The organism is Bacillus sp. J14TS2 (genome assembly GCF_018333015.1).
In the GTDB taxonomy this organism is placed as follows: Bacteria; Bacillota; Bacilli; order Bacillales; family Bacillaceae_C; genus Lederbergia.
The window spans coordinates 270,708-288,611 of record NZ_BORE01000008.1; the positions used below are offsets into that span (position 1 = coordinate 270,708).

The window sequence follows — 17,904 nt, forward strand, 5'->3', positions numbered from 1 at the left end:
ACATTAAGTCTTAAAAATTTTATTCTCAACACAAGGCTGCTAGTTACTGGTCAAAACGGGCGAGCCTGTGTTTTTCTTATTGTCTAGCTACAGCGCCTAGCGACTAGCAAATTTACGGCTTTCTCCTACGATAAGTCAACATCGGCTCATCCTTCGCCGTGTTTCCTTTATCTCGTCGAAAGTCTTTAAATTTGTACGTCGCTAAGCAGGCGCCTTCGCTTTTCTTTATTTCCCTAAGCAAAATTGGGAGAAGAGTTGGTTGAGTAGGCTTTCTTCTACGGTGTCACCGATGATTTCGCCTAGCAGGTCCCATGTACGTGTCAGGTCAATTTGGATGATGTCAATCGGCGTACCTATGTCAATCCCTGTCAGTACATCTTCGATTGCCTGTAATGCTTGGTTTAAGAGGGCGATATGGCGGCTGTTAGATACATACGTCATATCGCCTGCTTCTACATGCCCTTGGAAGAACATTTCCGCAATGGCTTGTTCTAATGTATCGATTCCCTCATCCTCTAATAAAGAAGTAGTCACAAACGGATAATCCTTTGCTAGTTTCCTTACCTCATCCAAATCGATTTTTTGTGGTAAGTCTGTTTTATTTGCAATCACAATGACGTCCATTCCTTCTACTGCTTGAAACAATTGCCGATCTTCTTCAGTAAAATCTTCTGCTGAATTTACAACGAATAATATTAGATCAGCCTTTTTTAATACTTGCCGCGATCTTTCTACACCCATTCTCTCGACGATATCCTCTGTTTCTCGAATCCCAGCGGTATCCACTAACCTCAAAGGAACGCCGCGAATATTGACATATTCCTCAATCACGTCTCTTGTCGTTCCCGGAATATCCGTCACAATCGCCTTGTTTTCCTGAACAAGACTATTTAATAAAGAAGATTTCCCTACATTCGGTCTCCCAATAATGACAGTCGATAATCCTTCTCGTAGAATTTTCCCTTGATGTGAAGTTTGGAGAACATCCTGGAGCTGATCTCGAATATAGGTAGCCTTCTCTAACAATAAGCGATGCGTCATTTCTTCGACATCATCGTATTCTGGATAATCAATATTTACCTCCACATGTGCTACAACTTCTAGGATTTCTTGGCGTAGTGTGGAGACCAATTGCGATAAGCGCCCTTCCATTTGACCTAATGCTACGTTCATCGCCCGATCTGTCTTTGCTCTTATTAAATCCATAACTGCCTCTGCTTGAGATAAATCGATCCGTCCATTTAAAAAGGCACGTTTTGTAAACTCTCCTGGTTCTGCCAATCTTGCCCCAGTCGTCAACACGAGCTCTAGGACACGATTTACCGATACGATTCCACCATGACAATTGATCTCTACAACATCTTCTCGTGTGAATGTCTTAGGTGCCTTCATCACACTAACCATAACTTCCTCTACCAATTCATTTGATTTTGGATCTACAATTGACCCATAATGAATTGTGTGGGAAGGTACTTCTGCTAATTTCTTCTTCCCCCCTGCGGAGAATAGTTGATCGGCTATTTTGACCGCATCTTCCCCGCTTAGACGAACAATCGCAATTGCTCCCTCTCCCATTGGTGTGGAAATCGCTGCAATCGTATCAAACTCCATTAATCACACCTCTTTTCTACCTCTTACTTCTTTATAGAGGGTGTTCAAAAAGTCCGGTAAAAATGACACTGCGAATTTCTTCGTTGGCTTGCCTCTCTGCTGCTCATGTATCTACATGCATACATTCCGCTGCTCAAGGCTACGCCGCCTCGAACTTCTTGGTCCTTTTTATCCTCCTTTTTGAACACGTACTTTTATAAAAAAATCGCATATCCTATGCGCTACTCTTACTAAAAATGCTTTCCCCAAATAACTAGAATAGCAAATTTTCGTTATCCACAAAAGTTTTTTATTATTCGAACAAAAAACTATCCACAGAATAAAAAACACTCTATTCTTTATTTTAACTTATCCACATGTGAATAACAATAACCCGAATCACTAGAATCTATTTCCATTGCTGTCCACAATAAGATGAAAATATTCCTCCTTTTTCTAACATCATCTAACCCGTCAAAAAAAGACCTGGTACGATACCAAGTCTTTGAACTTTATTCCAAAAATCGCAGCAAATCTCCATATATAATTTTGTCTGAGTCATTTAATTCCTGCTGGACAGCAGAAAAATAAGGCGAACAGAAATTTCTTTTTACTTTCTTGCCTGTTTCTTTTGCATAACATGTATGATCAATATAGGAATATTGGTCTGTCGTAAAGGACCCATCCCTAAAGGCGACAAAGCGCTTTTGATCTTCCATAAGTAAACTTTTGCCAAATGATAAAGCCTCATCCGATTCTGATACTCCTAACAAATCGAAAATCGTAGACCGTAAATCAACTTGGCCCCCAACAGTCGTTATCTCTTGACCATCGATACCGGGAATATGAATCAATAAAGGCACCTTTTGTAATTCCATATCATCATTTGGTGTGATTTCATGGTCAAGCACCTCACCAAGTGCATCATAATAACTTTTAGAAATACCATAATGATCTCCAAACAACACAAAAATACTATTGTCATATATTTCTGATCCTTTTATTTCATCAAAAAATGTCTTAATGGCTTCATCTTCATACCGGACGGTTGTAAAATAACGATTCACCATTCCCTGATCTGTATCGGGTTCTGAGATCAGCTGATCCTCAGGATCCAGCAAATATGGGAAATGATTGGTTAACGTTAAAAATTTTGCATAATAAGGCTCTGGCAGTTCTGATAAATACGGAATCGATTGTTGGAAAAAGTCAATATCCTTTAAACCATAATTGATGGAATTTTCCTCGGTCACCTCAAAATCCTTTTTAGAGAAAAACCGATCATAACCAAAGGATTCATAAGCAACTTCTCGATTCCAAAAAAAGGCATCATTCCCATGAAAACTGGCGGAATAATAATCGTGTTTCTTTAAGACTTTTGGTAATGACACAAAGTGATTGTTCGTTTTTCTTACAAAAACAGATCCTCCTGATAATGGATATAACCCATTATCTAAAATAAACTCCGCATCGGATGTCTTTCCTTGCGCGGTTTGGTGATAAAAATTTGGAAAATAGAGGCTCTCCTCCTTCAATTGATTTAAATAAGGAGTAACTTCCTGCCCATCAATTTCCTGGTCAATTACGAATTCTTGAGTTGATTCCAAAAAGATGACAATCACATTTTTGCCGCTCGCTGCACCATGATATTCAGATACGGAATCTTGCCCTTGCTTACCCTTTACATAACTGGCAATTTCCTCTATTTCGCTACTATCTGCAAGCACACTTTTCATAGAGGACGTTGAGTTTTGGTAAATATCAAAAAGATGATATGAATAAAGGCCTAAAGATTTGACAATTAACTCTTTATCATAGGATTGATTCCAAAAGCCAGAATGAAAAAAGCAGGAAGCAACAATCGGAACAATGACAGCAATACCCACCACACCTCGAACCACTCTTTTCCGAATAGTAAGAGCGTAATCCTTCAATACCTGTTGCTTCGCTAAAAAGATGAGCACAATGCAATCTAAGAATAAAAACACATCATAAAACTTGACCAATTCCAATGTACTTTGGCTTAAACCGCCTACATTTTTAAATTGAAACAGAACTGGCACCGTTACAAAATCAATGTAAAAGCGATAATAAAGTACATTCCCATATAATATGGCGGTTAAGAGAAAATAAACTGCTATACTTATTTTGCTTCGATTTTTTTTGAACAAAAAGCCAAAACTGAAAATCACTAAAAGTGACGCTAATGTCGTCGCTTCTAATAAAAATGCTTCCCAAAAAGATTGGATATGAATATGAAAGCACCATTTATACAGAATTGAAATTTTGATCCATAAAAGTAGCACCGCAATCAGGAATAGCCAAAAATCTTTATTTTTTTCTGATGGGGCTTTCTGAATCATGTATGTCACCATCCATTTCTATCCAATTCATTACAACTATCTTATCATCATCTCTAAGTGAAAAAAAGAACATCCGCTAACATATTAGCAGATGTTCCCTCTTGAGCGGTTCAAAAATTTGGTTTAATGACAATATGACGATTAGGCTCATGACCATCAGAAACTGTCTGAACTTTTTTATGTCCCGCTAATGCTGTATGAATAATTTTTCGTTCAAAATTAGGCATAGGTTCAAGTTTTACAGGCTTTTGTATTTGAATGGCCTTTGAAGCAAGACGTTCAGCCAATTGAATCAATGTTTGTTCCCTTCGATCCCGATAATTTTCAGGGTTCAAAATTACCGTAATATAAGGATCCGCATGGCGGTTTGCGACAAGCTGGGCTAGATATTGCAATGAATTGATCGTTTGTCCTCTTTTTCCGATCAAAAGTCCCATTTTTTCACCTGTTATTTGCAAAATAACATATCTTTCACCTTTTTGTTCTACTTCAATTTCAGCTGATATCCCCATACTCGCTAAAATCATTTTTACATAATCCACGGTTGTTTCAATCGCTGTCGGTTTTACTTTTACCTTTACAATCGCTGGTTTTGCACCAAATAAACCAAGTAATCCCCTTTTTCCTTCGTCCACAATGGTGATTTCTGTCCGATCTTTTGTTGTATTTAGTTGAGCCAATGCGGATCCTACTGCTTCTTCAACGGTTTGTCCAGTAGCAGTGATTTCTCTCACTTTTTAGCTCCCCTCACCTTTCCTTTATTAGTATTCGTTAGGTTATTAGTCTGAATTGCTGGTGGTTTAATAAAATACGTTTGCACGATCATAAATATATTCCCGACCACCCAATATAAAGCTAAAGCTGCTGGGAAATTAATCGCAAAAATTAAAATCATTACCGGCATGATATAAAGCATCATCTGCATCTGCGGATTTGCACTACCAGTTCCAGCCATCATTATCTTTTGCTGCAAGAAGGTTGTAATTCCGGCGATAATCGGTAATAGGTATAGTGGGTCCGGGGCTCCTAAATCAAACCAAAAGAAGTCTCCACCTTTTGCAATCCCCTCTGTTCGAATAATCGCCTGGTAAAATCCGATTAAAATTGGCATTTGAATTAGAAGCGGAAAACAGCCTGCCAATGGATTCACCTTATTCGTTTGAAAAAGCTTCATTGTTTCCTCTTGTAGCTTCTGTTGCGTCTTTTGATCCTTGGAACTATATTTTTCCTTCAACTTCTGCATTTCTGGTTGAATCGCTTGCATTGCTTTTGAATTTTTCGTTTGTTTAATCATTAAAGGTAGAATCGCCAGACGAATTAGTATGGTTACAACAATAATAGCTAGTCCATAACTATTTCCGAAAAACTCCGCAAAAAATGTAATCACGCTTGATAAGGGATAAACAATATATTTACTCCATATTCCCGTACTTTCTGCTGTAATATAATCAGGGTTATCGATAGTAGAGCACCCTGCTGCCAGCAATACAACCAATAACAGTACTGACATCCATAATATTCTCTTTTTCAAGCCTAATATCCTCCTGTTTTCGTTAAGCATTCATCTATACTAATGTTCTTTGGCTATTTTACCATTTTTATAAGCATAAGTTGTGAAAAAAATGGGCTTTTTATTTATTTTTCTAACCTTTCTAGAACTTTTCCAAGCCTCAGTACATGTTGTAAGCTTTTTTTCGTTTGATGAAAGTCCATTTCTGCTACTGGCTTTCTTGCAATAATCACATAATCATTTCCTGTTTTAATCTGTGGGCTAAATTCATGAAACGCTTGTCTTATATAGCGCTTTATTTCATTTCTCTTTACCGCATTGCCAACCTTTTTACTTACAGAGAGGCCTATTCTGAAATTTTCTTGCTCTTCTTTTTTTAATATATACACAACAAACTGTCGATTGGCTACTGACTTGCCTTTTCTAAAAACAGCCTGGAAATCATCATTTTTTTTGATTCTGAATCCCTTTTTCATTCCTTCACCCACAGTATCTGTCTTTTCAAGTTAATGTACCAATCCTTGCTCCGTTCCTAGATAGAGCTAGAATCTAAAAAAAGACCACTGAGACGTTTCAGTGGTCTACGCTGATAACACTTTTCTTCCTTTACGACGACGAGCAGCTAAAATTCTACGACCATTTTTCGTGCTCATACGTTGACGGAATCCGTGTACTTTGCTTCTTTTTCTTTTATTTGGTTGAAATGTTCTTTTCATTCATGACACCTCCTCGAGGTTAAAGAGGATGTTTAAAAAGTCCGGTAAAAATGACACTGCGAGATAATGGATCTCCAACTTCCGAAATCACCAACAACACGCGTAAGTTCGCTGACTCGTTTTTCCGTTGCTCAAAACTACGCCGCCTCGAACTTCTTGGTCCTTTTTATCCTCCTTTTTTAACACACACTTAAAAAATTTCGCTAGCAGACATACTAAATAAGTATAAATAGATGACCTTTTATTGTCAAGAGGGCAGCAAAAAGTTCAACATAAAGCCATTATGTAAGATATATTCCAGATTTTTTTAAAAGTATATTCGATAGACAATCTTACTTTATCCCCAGTGTTGTCTTTGGTTATTTTTCCCCTCTTTTTCTGGATGTGGATAATTTCGACACATTTTTTTATTATCCACAACAGATATCGACAAGTTTTTCACAAACCAACGGCCTGTGGGTAACTTTCATCCACTTATATTGTGCTTTGTGGATACTTCTTCCTACACATTGATTAGTTCATGTTTATTTGATATGATTATGTTGTTTTCACTCTGGATACATTTTTATCGTTTATTACATTATCCACAGTTGTGGATATCTTGTGGATATATTATCCACCCCTTCTGAATAAACTTGTCCACAATGAGTGGAAGATGTCGAAAACCGCTTTTCTTCTTATATATATATTTACCCACATTCATAGCAATGTATATTTATACTTTAACCTAAAATTTAAGGTACGCAGTTATATAACAGCAGTGTTGACCTATTGCAAGGGAGGTAGAAAGTTGGAAAACATAGCTGAGCTTTGGGATCAGGTTTTATTAAGTATTGAAAAAAAAGTAAGCAAACCCAGCTTTGATACATGGTTGCGACTTACGAAAGCTCATAAGCTCCAAGGGGATACAATGGTGGTGACAGCGCCTAATGAATTTGCAAGAGATTGGCTAGAAGGTCATTACACAGAATTATTGGCTGGTCTCCTCTATGAAATTATTGGTGAAGAATTATATGTGAAATTCATTATCCCTCCTGATCAAGAGGAAGAAAGCAAACAAGCTCCCACGATTCAAAAAGTGGAAAAGAAAGAGTCTGTAGATGTCTATCAAAATATGCTGAATCCCAAATATACGTTTGAAACTTTTGTCATTGGTGCCGGAAATCGCTTTGCTCACGCCGCATCATTAGCCGTAGCAGAAGCACCAGCAAAGGCCTACAATCCTTTGTTTATCTATGGTGGTGTTGGAATGGGAAAAACCCATCTTATGCACGCAATTGGGCATTATATTGTCGAGCATAAACCAGACGCCAAAATTGTTTATCTCTCATCAGAAAAATTTACAAACGAATTTATTAATGCAATTCGTGACAATAAAGCGGTCGATTTTCGCAATAAATACCGTAGTGTCGATATTCTATTAATAGATGATATTCAATTCCTTGCCGGAAAAGAATCAACACAGGAAGAATTTTTTCATACATTCAATACTCTTCATGAAGAGAGTAAGCAAATTGTCATTGCAAGTGATCGACCGCCAAAGGAGATTCCAACCCTAGAGGATCGATTGCGTTCCCGTTTTGAATGGGGATTAATCACTGATATTACCCCACCAGATTTAGAAACAAGGATCGCTATTTTACGAAAAAAGGCGAAAGCAGATGGATTAGATATTCCGAACGAAGTCATGCTCTATATTGCGAACCAGATTGATACGAATATAAGGGAATTAGAAGGAGCCCTTATTCGCGTTGTCGCTTTTTCTTCTCTTATTAACAAAGATATTAATGCTGATTTAGCTGCAGAAGCTCTAAAAAGTATTATTCCTGGAGCTAAACAAAGGGAAATTACAATTCTTGATATCCAAAAAATGATTGGTGCCGAATATAATGTTAAGCTTGAAGATTTCAAGGCAAAGAAAAGAACGAAGTCAATTGCTTTTCCTAGACAAATTGCCATGTACTTATCTAGAGAGCTTACAGATTTCTCCCTGCCTAAAATTGGAGAGGAATTTGGTGGTAGAGATCATACCACTGTCATTCACGCACATGAAAAAATTTCCAAGCTTGTAGAATCAGATTCTAATTTTAAAAGTAAACTAGAGGAAATTCAGGCTTCATTAAAGAATTCATAATGGGGATGTTGTGTATAACTATCTTGCTTTCGTACACAATTTTTCCACATGTGAATAACCGATGAAATCTAGTCATACACAGACTTATCCACATATCAACAGGTACTATTACTATTATTACTATTTTTTTATTATTAATAATTAATATTATGTCCTTAAAATTTTTTGATGACTGGGAGGCAAAGCATGAAGTTTATCATTCAACGTAACCGACTAATCGATAGTGTTCAAGATGTAACAAAAGCCGTATCTTCAAGAACGACGATCCCGATATTAACGGGAATCAAAATGATTGCAACAGAAGAGGGGCTAACTTTTACAGGAAGTGACTCTGATATTTCCATTGAATCTTTTATTCCAAAAGAGGAAAACGGGGATGAAATTGTCGAAATACAAGAAACAGGTGGAATTGTTTTAAATGCAAAGTTTTTTTCAGAAATCGTTCGTAAATTACCTATGGATACAGTCGAATTTGAAGTATCTAATCATCAACAAACAATTATTCGTTCAGGATCAGCCGAATTTAATTTAAATGGTTTAGATCCAGATGAATATCCATATTTACCACAAATACCTGAAGAACATATTTTTTCTTTACCAGCTGATTTGTTAAAAACCCTAATCAGACAAACGGTTTTTGCTGTGTCCACCTCAGAAACACGACCGATCTTGACAGGTGTAAACTGGTTAGTGGAGAGCAATACTTTAAGGTGCACAGCAACAGACAGCCATCGTCTTGCGATGAGAACTGCGCCTATAGAGGGAGCAGGAGAGAATTCATTTCAAGCAGTCATCCCCGGAAAAAGTTTAGTAGAATTAAGTAAAATTTTGGATGGCTCTAACGATTTGGTTGATATTGTGATCACAGATAATCAGGTCTTATTTAAATTTAAAAATCTATTATTCTTTTCTCGTTTGTTGGAAGGTAATTATCCAGATACATCTAAATTGATTCCAACAGAATATAAAACTGAATTGATTTTGCCTTCTAAAGACTTCCTACATGCAATTGATCGTGCTTCTTTATTAACTCGAAGTGACCGGAACAATGTCGTGAAATTAACGACGATGGAGGGGAAGAAGATTGAAATATCGTCTACCACACCTGAAATCGGAACGGTTGTTGAGCAGATCAATACGGAATCGATTGAGGGAGAAGAGCTCAAAATCTCATTTAGTGCAAAATATATGATGGATGCTTTAAAAGCAGTAGAAGGAACAGACATCAAAATTAGATTTACAGGGGCTATGCGTCCCTTCATCATCCAAGCTGTACACGATGATACGATTTTACAATTGAATATGCCTGTTAGGACATTTTAATAATTTTCAATAATCCTGCCACTTGGCGGGATTTTCCTTTTGCATAATCAGAACAGCATTACCATAGGACCTATGTCTTCAGCTATTCTTCTGACTTTCCTTTGTCTTCTCGCGTTTCTTTTAGTAAAATAAAAGGAGTGATTATTCGGAAATGAGTGAGCGATATGGAAAATGAAGTGAAGATTGATACTGACACGATCACGTTAGGCCAATTTCTAAAGCTAACAGATCTAATATCTTCGGGTGGAATGGCGAAATGGTTCTTAAGTGAGTATGAGGTTTGGATTAATGGAGAGCAGGACCAACGGCGAGGGCGTAAACTAAGGATTCATGATAGAATAGAGATTAAAGGGATCGGCATCTTTACAATTGTTTAGGAGGTTTACTGCCTTCCTTCAAAAAGGAAAGCCTTATGCCAGAAATTGGTTGTTCTCGCTTTTTACAAAGGATGGGGAAATAAAATGCTTCCTTAGGATCGCTTCTGAACTTGGTGTAGGAGCTATTCAGCTTCCGGTGCCGCGCTTTTCTTAGTTAAAGGATGTTGCCTTTCATGTATATTGAAGAGTTGGAATTAGTTAATTTTAGGAATTATGAGAGCCTTCAGCTGAACTTCGAAAATAATGTTAATGTGATTTTAGGAGAGAATGCTCAAGGGAAAACAAATATGATGGAATCAATCTATGTATTAGGAATGGCAAAATCCCACCGTACGTCAAATGATAAAGATTTGATCCGTTGGGACTCAGAGTATGCTAAAATAGAGGGTAGGATAGAAAAACGTCATGGAACTGTTCCTCTAGAACTAACAATTTCTAAAAAAGGGAAAAAAGCTAAATTTAATCATATCGAACAGAAGAAATTAAGCCGTTATATTGGAAATATGAATATTGTCATGTTTGCGCCTGAAGATCTCCACCTTGTTAAGGGGAGCCCACAAATAAGGCGTCGTTTTATTGATATGGAAATTGGCCAAGTTTCTCCAGTTTATTTACATGATATGAATCGTTTTCAAAAGGTATTACAACAACGAAATCATTTTTTAAAACAATTGCAAGCAAGAAAGAATGATGATAAAACATTTTTACATGTTTTGAATGAACAATTTGCAGCAGTAGCAATCAAAGTCATGCAAAAACGCTTTGAGTTTATTCGTATGCTAGAAAAATGGGCACAACCGATCCATGAAGGAATATCACAAGGAAAAGAAAAGCTTGAAATTCGCTATAAACCATCCATTGAGGTATCGAATGAAGTAGATTGGTCAAAGATGATAAAAGGATTAGAGGAAAAGTTTGCCTCTTTAGAACAAAGAGAGATTGACCGGGGAATTACTTTAATTGGTCCCCATCGGGATGAAATTGGTTTTCTTGTGAATGGACGGGATGTTCAAACATTTGGTTCACAAGGACAGCAGCGAACAACCGCTCTTTCAGTGAAATTAGCTGAAATTGACTTGATTCATTCTGAAATTGGTGAATATCCCATTCTCCTTCTTGATGATGTTTTATCAGAATTGGATGATTATCGCAGAACTCATCTTCTCAATACAATTGAGGGAAGAATTCAAACTTTTGTTACGACCACAACAGTAGATGGCATTGACCATCAAACCCTAAGGGATGCAACTACCTTCATGGTGCGAAATGGCGAAATTGAAAGAGAGAAATGAGGTGAAGGAATGTATGTTCATGCTGGAGAAGATATTATGATTCGATCGAATGAGATCATTGCGATTTTGGAAAAGGAGACAGTTGAATATTCTGTTGAAATCCAAAAGTTTTTGCAGCATAAAGAAGATTTAATTATTAATCTAGCCAATGGAGATTTTAAATCTTTGATCATTACAGAACCTCATATTTATTTCTCTCCTATAGCCTCATCAACTTTACAAAAACGGTTGTTGGATATGCAGGACCATGGGTTAATGATATAAATGTTTTGTCAGGTAAGGAATGTTCAAAAAGTACGGGGAAAATAGCAGGCGACTTCATAACAGAATGCGCTAGTGTCGGCATCACAACAAATATTTATGGTGGGACAAGTAATCATAGTCCTAACTCGTTGCGATTTAAGCCGATCCATCTCTTTTTGCCCTTCTTTTTGAACAGATATCAATAGGCAAAATTGATTGAAAGAGCAGGTGAGTTTTTTGACAATGGACCACAAAGAAGTTCAAAATCAATTATACGATGAGCATCAAATACAAGTGCTTGAGGGCTTGGAGGCTGTTCGAAAACGGCCAGGAATGTATATAGGCTCTACTAGTTCAAAAGGACTTCATCATCTAGTATGGGAAATTGTAGACAATAGTATTGACGAAGCCTTGGCGGGCTATTGTGATGAAATTAATCTAGTAATTGAAAAAGATAATAGTATAACCGTAACGGATAATGGCCGTGGAATTCCAGTTGGGATTCAGGAAAAAATGGGGAGACCAGCCGTCGAGGTTATTTTAACGGTTCTTCATGCTGGAGGAAAATTTGGTGGAGGCGGATATAAAGTATCCGGTGGACTCCATGGGGTAGGAGCTTCTGTTGTAAATGCTCTATCATCTGTGCTTGAAGTATATGTCCATTTGAATGGAAAAATTCATTATCAAAAATATGAGCGCGGTGTACCTGCTTGCGATTTGAAGGTGATCGGCGAGACAGACCATACGGGAACGATTATTCGTTTCTCCCCAGATCCCGAAATTTTTAAAGAAACAACTGAATATGACTTTGATACATTAGCTACTCGTACAAGAGAATTAGCTTTTTTAAATAAAGGATTAAAATTAACCATTGAAGATAAGCGTGAAGAAGGCAAAAAAAGTGAATATCATTATGAGGGCGGCATTAAATCATATGTTGAATATCTGAATCACTCTAAAGAAGTCCTTCATGAAGAGCCTGTTTACATCGAAGGTGAAAGAGAGGAAATCATCGTTGAAGTAGCTCTTCAATATAACGATGGATTTACTAGCAGTCTCTATTCATTTGCCAATAATATCCACACATATGAAGGTGGTACTCACGAATTTGGTTTTAAAACAGCCTTGACAAGGGTTATTAATGATTATGCAAGACGAAATAATATATTCAAAGATAATGATAGCAATCTTTCGGGAGAGGATGTTCGCGAAGGATTAACAGCTATTATTTCGATTAAACACCCTGAACCCCAATTTGAAGGCCAAACGAAAACAAAACTAGGGAATTCAGAGGTACGAACGATTACAGACGCTCTCTTTTCTGAGCATTTTGCGAAAGTTTTATTAGAAAACCCTGTACTCGCTCGGAAAATTGTCGACAAAGGCTTAATGGCTGCAAGAGCGCGTGATGCGGCGAAAAAAGCACGAGACCTAACGAGAAGAAAAAGTGCTTTGGAAATCTCTAATCTACCTGGAAAGCTATCAGACTGCTCTTCACGAGACCCAAAAATTAGTGAATTGTATATTGTTGAGGGGGATTCAGCTGGAGGGTCTGCCAAGCAGGGACGGGATCGCCATTTCCAAGCTATATTGCCTTTAAGAGGGAAAATCCTCAATGTCGAAAAGGCCCGATTGGATCGAATCCTTTCCAATAATGAAATCCGAACCATTATTACGGCTCTTGGCACAGGGATTGGCGAAGAGTTTGATATTGCTAAGGCCCGTTATCATAAAGTGGTTATTATGACAGATGCGGATGTGGATGGAGCTCATATCCGAACATTATTATTGACATTTTTCTATCGTTTTATGAGACCTTTGGTTGAAGCGGGATATGTGTATATTGCTCAGCCGCCTTTATTTAAAATTTCCCAAGGAAAAAAAGATTATTACGTTTATTCAGATAAAGAATTGGATGAAAAGCTAGTAGAATTGCCAGAGGCCCCAAAACCAGGGATTCAGCGTTATAAAGGTCTTGGTGAGATGAATCCAGAACAATTATGGGAAACAACTATGAATCCAGAAGGCAGAACAATGCTACAAGTTAGTCTAGAAGATGCAATTGATGCAGATAGAACCTTTGATATGCTTATGGGGGAAAAAGTCGAACCGCGTCGAGTGTTTATTGAAGAAAATGCATTATATGTGAAAAACTTAGATATTTAATATCGAAGCGAGAGGAGGGTGTTCCTATTTATGGAGGAATCAAATGTAAGAGAAATTAATTTAAGTCAGGAGATGCGTACCTCATTCCTAGATTATGCGATGAGTGTTATTGTGTCCCGAGCGCTCCCAGATGTTCGTGATGGCTTAAAACCTGTCCATCGTCGTATCCTCTATGCAATGAATGATCTTGGAATGACGAGTGATAAAGCTTTTAAAAAATCGGCAAGAATTGTCGGAGAAGTAATCGGGAAATATCACCCGCATGGTGATTCAGCTGTCTATGAGACGATGGTTCGGATGGCACAAGATTTTAGTTATCGCTATATGCTTGTTGATGGACACGGGAATTTCGGATCTGTTGATGGTGACTCAGCAGCAGCTATGCGTTATACAGAAGCAAGAATGTCGAAAATTTCGATGGAACTTGTTCGCGATATCACAAAAGATACGATTGACTATAAAGACAACTATGATGGATCTGAAAGAGAACCTGAAGTATTACCATCTCGTTTTCCTAATTTATTAGTGAATGGTACATCAGGGATTGCGGTCGGAATGGCGACGAATATTCCACCACATCAACTAGGAGAAGTCATTAATGCGATCCTCGCTTTAAGTAAGGAACCTGAAATTTCTATTCAGGAGCTAATGGAATATATTCCAGGCCCAGATTTTCCAACAGCCGGTATGATTATAGGCAGAAGCGGTATTAGAAGGGCTTATGAAACAGGTCGAGGCTCGATTATCATTCGAGCAAAGGTAGATGTTGAAACCAAACAAAATGGAAGAGAAACGATTATCGTTCATGAACTACCTTTCCAAGTGAATAAAGCAAGACTAATTGAAAGAATTGCAGAATTGGTCCGCGATAAAAAAATAGATGGTATTACAGAATTAAATGATGAATCTGACCGTAACGGAATGAGAATCGTCATGGAAGTTCGTAGAGATGCAAATGCAGAGGTTATTTTAAATAATTTATATAAAATGACAGCCATGCAAACAAGCTTTGGGATCAACATGCTTGCACTGGTAAATGGCGAACCAAAGGTTTTAAATCTTAAACAATGTCTTACGTATTATCTCGAACACCAACAAGTCATCATTCGTAGAAGGACCGAATTTGAATTACGCAAAGCAGAAGCGAGAGCCCATATTTTAGAAGGACTCCGAATTGCTCTTGATCATATTGATGCGATTATTAGCTTAATTCGCGGCTCTAAGACAACTGATATTGCACGTACTGGCTTAATGGAGCAATTCGATTTATCTGAAAAGCAAGCACAAGCTATTTTGGATATGCGTTTACAGCGTTTAACTGGTTTAGAACGAGAGAAAATCGAAGAAGAATATCAAAATTTACTTACCTTGATTTCTGAACTTAAAGCAATTCTAGCAGATGAAGAAAAAGTGCTAGAAATTATTAGAGAAGAACTACTTGAAATTAAGGAACGTTTTGACGATGGTCGCAGAACGGAGATTATTTCAGGTGGTATTGAGCAAATCGAAGATGAAGATTTGATTCCTAGGGAAAATATTGTTGTCACCCTTACTCATAATGGGTATATTAAACGATTGCCAATCACAACATATCGTAGTCAAAGACGTGGCGGACGTGGGGTACAAGGAATGGGAACAAATGAGAATGACTTTGTTCAACATTTAATTACTAGTTCAACTCATGACACCATCCTCTTTTTTACCAATAAAGGAAAGGTATATCGTGCGAAAGGTTATGAAATACCTGAATTTAGTCGAACGGCCAAAGGTTTACCGATTATTAATCTTTTGGGCATTGAAAAGGATGAATGGGTTAATACAGTGATCTGTGTGGAAGAATTTCTTGAAGATTGGTATTTATTCTTTGCCACGAAACAAGGAGTGATCAAGCGCACACCTCTTTCAGCCTTTGCTAATATTAGAACAAATGGGTTAATTGCTCTTGGTTTAAGAGAAAATGATGAACTAATTTCCGTACAATTAACCGATGGAAATAAAGATATTGTTGTTGGGACCAAGAATGGCTTGCTTATTCGGTTTAACGAAGTAGATGTTAGATCGATGGGGAGAACAGCAACAGGGGTAAAAGGTATTACATTAGCAGGTGACGATGAAACGGTTGGTATGGAAATACTAGAAGAGCATGAAGATGTTTTGGTCGTAACCAAGAATGGTTTTGGTAAACGTACTCCAGCAGCAGAATACCGGATTCAAAGCCGTGGTGGAAAAGGGCTGATTACTTGTAAAATCACTGAGCGTACTGGAACGGTAGTTGCAGTAGAAACTGTTCAAGGTGACGAGGATATTATGATCATCACGAATAGTGGGGTCGTCATTCGGATGGATGTTCAGGATATCTCTATAATTGGCAGAAACACACAAGGGGTTAAACTAATGACTCTTGGAGATGATTCTTCTGTTTCAACCGTTGCAAAGGTTGAAAAGGAAGAAGTAATAGAGGAAGAAGTGGAAAATGAAGCACTTCCTGAATCGCCAAATGAAGAATAAGGGAAGGGCGCCAAATTTTTTGGCGCCTTTATTCATGGCTAAAAATTTTAAGTTTGGAGCCGAAAGAAGTAGTAAAGAGACTTTTTCTAAATTTGCCAACTTGGAAGTGATGAGATGAATGTAATGGTGGAAGAGCTAAGGGAGGGATACATCGTGCAGAAAGATGTGTACGGACGATCCAATTATCCACTTATACCTGCTAATACAGAATTAACAAAAAAGCATATCGAGGTTTTGAAGGCCTTTTCAATAGAGCAAATTGAAGTTCAATACCAACCAGGGAGCAAAAGTGAAAAGGAAATCAATAAAGATGCAGAATATAATGTAAAGAATATGGATAGCCCTGTTCATTTTACGCGTGAATATGAGGGAGCGGTTCAGCAGTTTAGGAAGGAATTCCAGCTCTGGCAAACAGGTTTACCAATTAACATCTCAAATGTACGTGCCTTGCTTATCCCTTTATTGACGATAGCTTTAGAAGATAAGAAATGGATTTATTCTATCCATCATTTATCACAGGCAGAAGAGTATATGTATCATCATCCTATAGCCGTTAGTATTCTTTCTGGATGGATAGCAAAGAGAATGGGGTATAGCCAAGGACAGATATTTCAAGTTGCACTAGCTGGTCTTTTAGCCGATTGTGGAATGGCAAAAATTGATACAAATCTTTTTATGAACACTAGAACGCTGAATGATTCAGAGTGGAGAAAAATTAAGGAACATCCGCTTTATAGCTACCAGATGGTTAAAAATATCTCTATTTTAAAACCAGAAACGAAGCTTGCGATTGTTCAGCATCATGAAAGATTAGATGGAACGGGGTACCCAAGTGGAAAAAAGGGAAATTCCGTATCCATGATGTCTCAAATTATAGCTATAGCTGATATTTATCATGCGATGACGTCTAAAAGATTATTTAAAAACCAAGAATCCCCTTTTAAAACACTCGAGTTAATGAAAATTGATCAATTTGGAAAATTACATATTATAATTTTAAAGGAACTTATATCCACTATTGCAAATTTGCCAATTGGCACAACTATCCGTCTATCAAATGGTCAACAAGCGGAGGTTGTATTCGCTAAAACCGATGCTAAATTACGGCCGCTTGTAAGTATAGGAGAAACAGGGGAGATTATTGATCTTGAAAGAAACAGAAATCTTTATATTGAGTGTATAGTAAAAGACAATTAGAAGACTTTCAATACTTACTAATGAAAGAAAGATATTAGTAAGTATATTTTTTTGAAAAAACTCTTGCAATCAAATGAAAAACTTGGTATATTAGAACATGTCCTTGAGAGGACAAAACAAAAATAAAAAATAACATTGACAATGATTTTTATAAATGTTATTATATAAAAGTCGCCTTTGAAGCGACAAGGAATTTGATCTTTGAAAACTGAACGAAACGAACGTCAATAAATATTGGATAAATGGTTTTGAACCATTGCCAGCAATTGAGTAGGAAACAACACTTTTATGAGAGTTTGATCCTGGCTCAGGACGAACGCTGGCGGCGTGCCTAATACATGCAAGTCGAGCGGATCAGATAGGAGCTTGCTCCTTGACGATTAGCGGCGGACGGGTGAGTAACACGTGGGCAACCTACCTGTAAGACTGGGATAACTCGCGGAAACGCGAGCTAATACCGGATAATTTCTTTCTTCACATGAAGA

14 protein-coding genes and 1 rRNA gene are annotated in these 17,904 nt (G+C 37.5%); 9 read left to right on the plus strand and 6 right to left on the minus strand.

The genetic code is table 11. The features are described from left to right. Positions 1-225: 225 nt before the first annotated feature. The 6 genes from mnmE to rpmH all read right to left on the minus strand — a co-directional run bounded on the left by mnmE (position 226) and on the right by rpmH (position 6,179). Positions 226-1,611: a tRNA uridine-5-carboxymethylaminomethyl(34) synthesis GTPase MnmE gene (mnmE, locus tag KI375_RS14450; RefSeq protein ID WP_212974174.1), complete on the minus strand. Its 1,386-nt coding sequence runs from the start codon at positions 1,609-1,611 to the stop codon at positions 226-228. 491 nt (positions 1,612-2,102) lie between these two features. Beyond that, the gene (locus KI375_RS14455; RefSeq protein ID WP_212974175.1) at positions 2,103-3,953 is read right to left on the minus strand and encodes an LTA synthase family protein; all 1,851 of its coding nucleotides are present in this window, start codon (positions 3,951-3,953) and stop codon (positions 2,103-2,105) included. 110 nt (positions 3,954-4,063) lie between these two features. Next, entirely contained in the window at positions 4,064-4,687 is a 624-nt protein-coding gene (gene jag / locus KI375_RS14460) for an RNA-binding cell elongation regulator Jag/EloR (protein ID WP_212974176.1), read from the minus strand. Next, positions 4,684-5,484 (minus strand): YidC family membrane integrase SpoIIIJ, encoded by an 801-nt coding sequence (spoIIIJ, locus tag KI375_RS14465; RefSeq protein WP_212974177.1) that lies wholly within the window; start codon positions 5,482-5,484, stop codon positions 4,684-4,686. The genes jag and spoIIIJ overlap by 4 nt, the downstream gene beginning before the upstream one ends. A gap of 104 nt (positions 5,485-5,588) precedes the next feature. After that, positions 5,589-5,939: a ribonuclease P protein component gene (rnpA, locus tag KI375_RS14470; protein ID WP_212974178.1), complete on the minus strand. Its 351-nt coding sequence runs from the start codon at positions 5,937-5,939 to the stop codon at positions 5,589-5,591. Between the two features lie 105 nt (positions 5,940-6,044). Beyond that, a complete protein-coding gene (gene rpmH, locus KI375_RS14475) occupies positions 6,045-6,179 on the minus strand; it encodes a 50S ribosomal protein L34 (protein ID WP_081243455.1) in 135 nt (44 codons plus the stop codon). Positions 6,180-6,969: 790 nt separating this feature from the next. Between rpmH and dnaA the strand changes: the two genes are divergently transcribed. From dnaA to KI375_RS14520, 9 genes are all read left to right on the plus strand, one after another. Next, positions 6,970-8,313 carry a chromosomal replication initiator protein DnaA gene (dnaA, locus tag KI375_RS14480; RefSeq protein ID WP_212974179.1) on the plus strand — a complete coding sequence of 448 codons (1,344 nt, stop codon included), beginning with the start codon at positions 6,970-6,972 and terminating at the stop codon, positions 8,311-8,313. A gap of 186 nt (positions 8,314-8,499) precedes the next feature. Then, positions 8,500-9,636 (plus strand): DNA polymerase III subunit beta, encoded by a 1,137-nt coding sequence (dnaN, locus tag KI375_RS14485; protein WP_212974180.1) that lies wholly within the window; start codon positions 8,500-8,502, stop codon positions 9,634-9,636. A 164-nt stretch (positions 9,637-9,800) separates the two neighbouring features. Continuing rightward, on the plus strand, positions 9,801-10,013 hold the full coding sequence (gene yaaA, locus KI375_RS14490; protein WP_212974181.1) for a S4 domain-containing protein YaaA: 213 nt from the start codon (positions 9,801-9,803) through the stop codon (positions 10,011-10,013). Between the two features lie 173 nt (positions 10,014-10,186). Further along, a complete protein-coding gene (gene recF / locus KI375_RS14495; protein WP_212974182.1) occupies positions 10,187-11,305 on the plus strand; it encodes a DNA replication/repair protein RecF in 1,119 nt (372 codons plus the stop codon). A gap of 9 nt (positions 11,306-11,314) precedes the next feature. Further along, positions 11,315-11,569 carry an extracellular matrix regulator RemB gene (gene remB / locus KI375_RS14500; protein ID WP_207452416.1) on the plus strand — a complete coding sequence of 85 codons (255 nt, stop codon included), beginning with the start codon at positions 11,315-11,317 and terminating at the stop codon, positions 11,567-11,569. Positions 11,570-11,791: 222 nt separating this feature from the next. Then, on the plus strand, positions 11,792-13,714 hold the full coding sequence (gyrB, locus tag KI375_RS14505) for a DNA topoisomerase (ATP-hydrolyzing) subunit B (RefSeq protein WP_212974183.1): 1,923 nt from the start codon (positions 11,792-11,794) through the stop codon (positions 13,712-13,714). A gap of 30 nt (positions 13,715-13,744) precedes the next feature. Further along, positions 13,745-16,222, plus strand: a complete 2,478-nt coding sequence (gene gyrA / locus KI375_RS14510) for a DNA gyrase subunit A (RefSeq protein ID WP_212974184.1) — start codon at positions 13,745-13,747, stop codon at positions 16,220-16,222. Between the two features lie 153 nt (positions 16,223-16,375). After that, entirely contained in the window at positions 16,376-17,419 is a 1,044-nt protein-coding gene (locus tag KI375_RS14515) for an HD-GYP domain-containing protein (protein WP_212974185.1), read from the plus strand. A 284-nt stretch (positions 17,420-17,703) separates the two neighbouring features. Continuing rightward, positions 17,704-17,904: ribosomal RNA gene (locus KI375_RS14520) — 16S ribosomal RNA — on the plus strand; the annotation flags it as partial.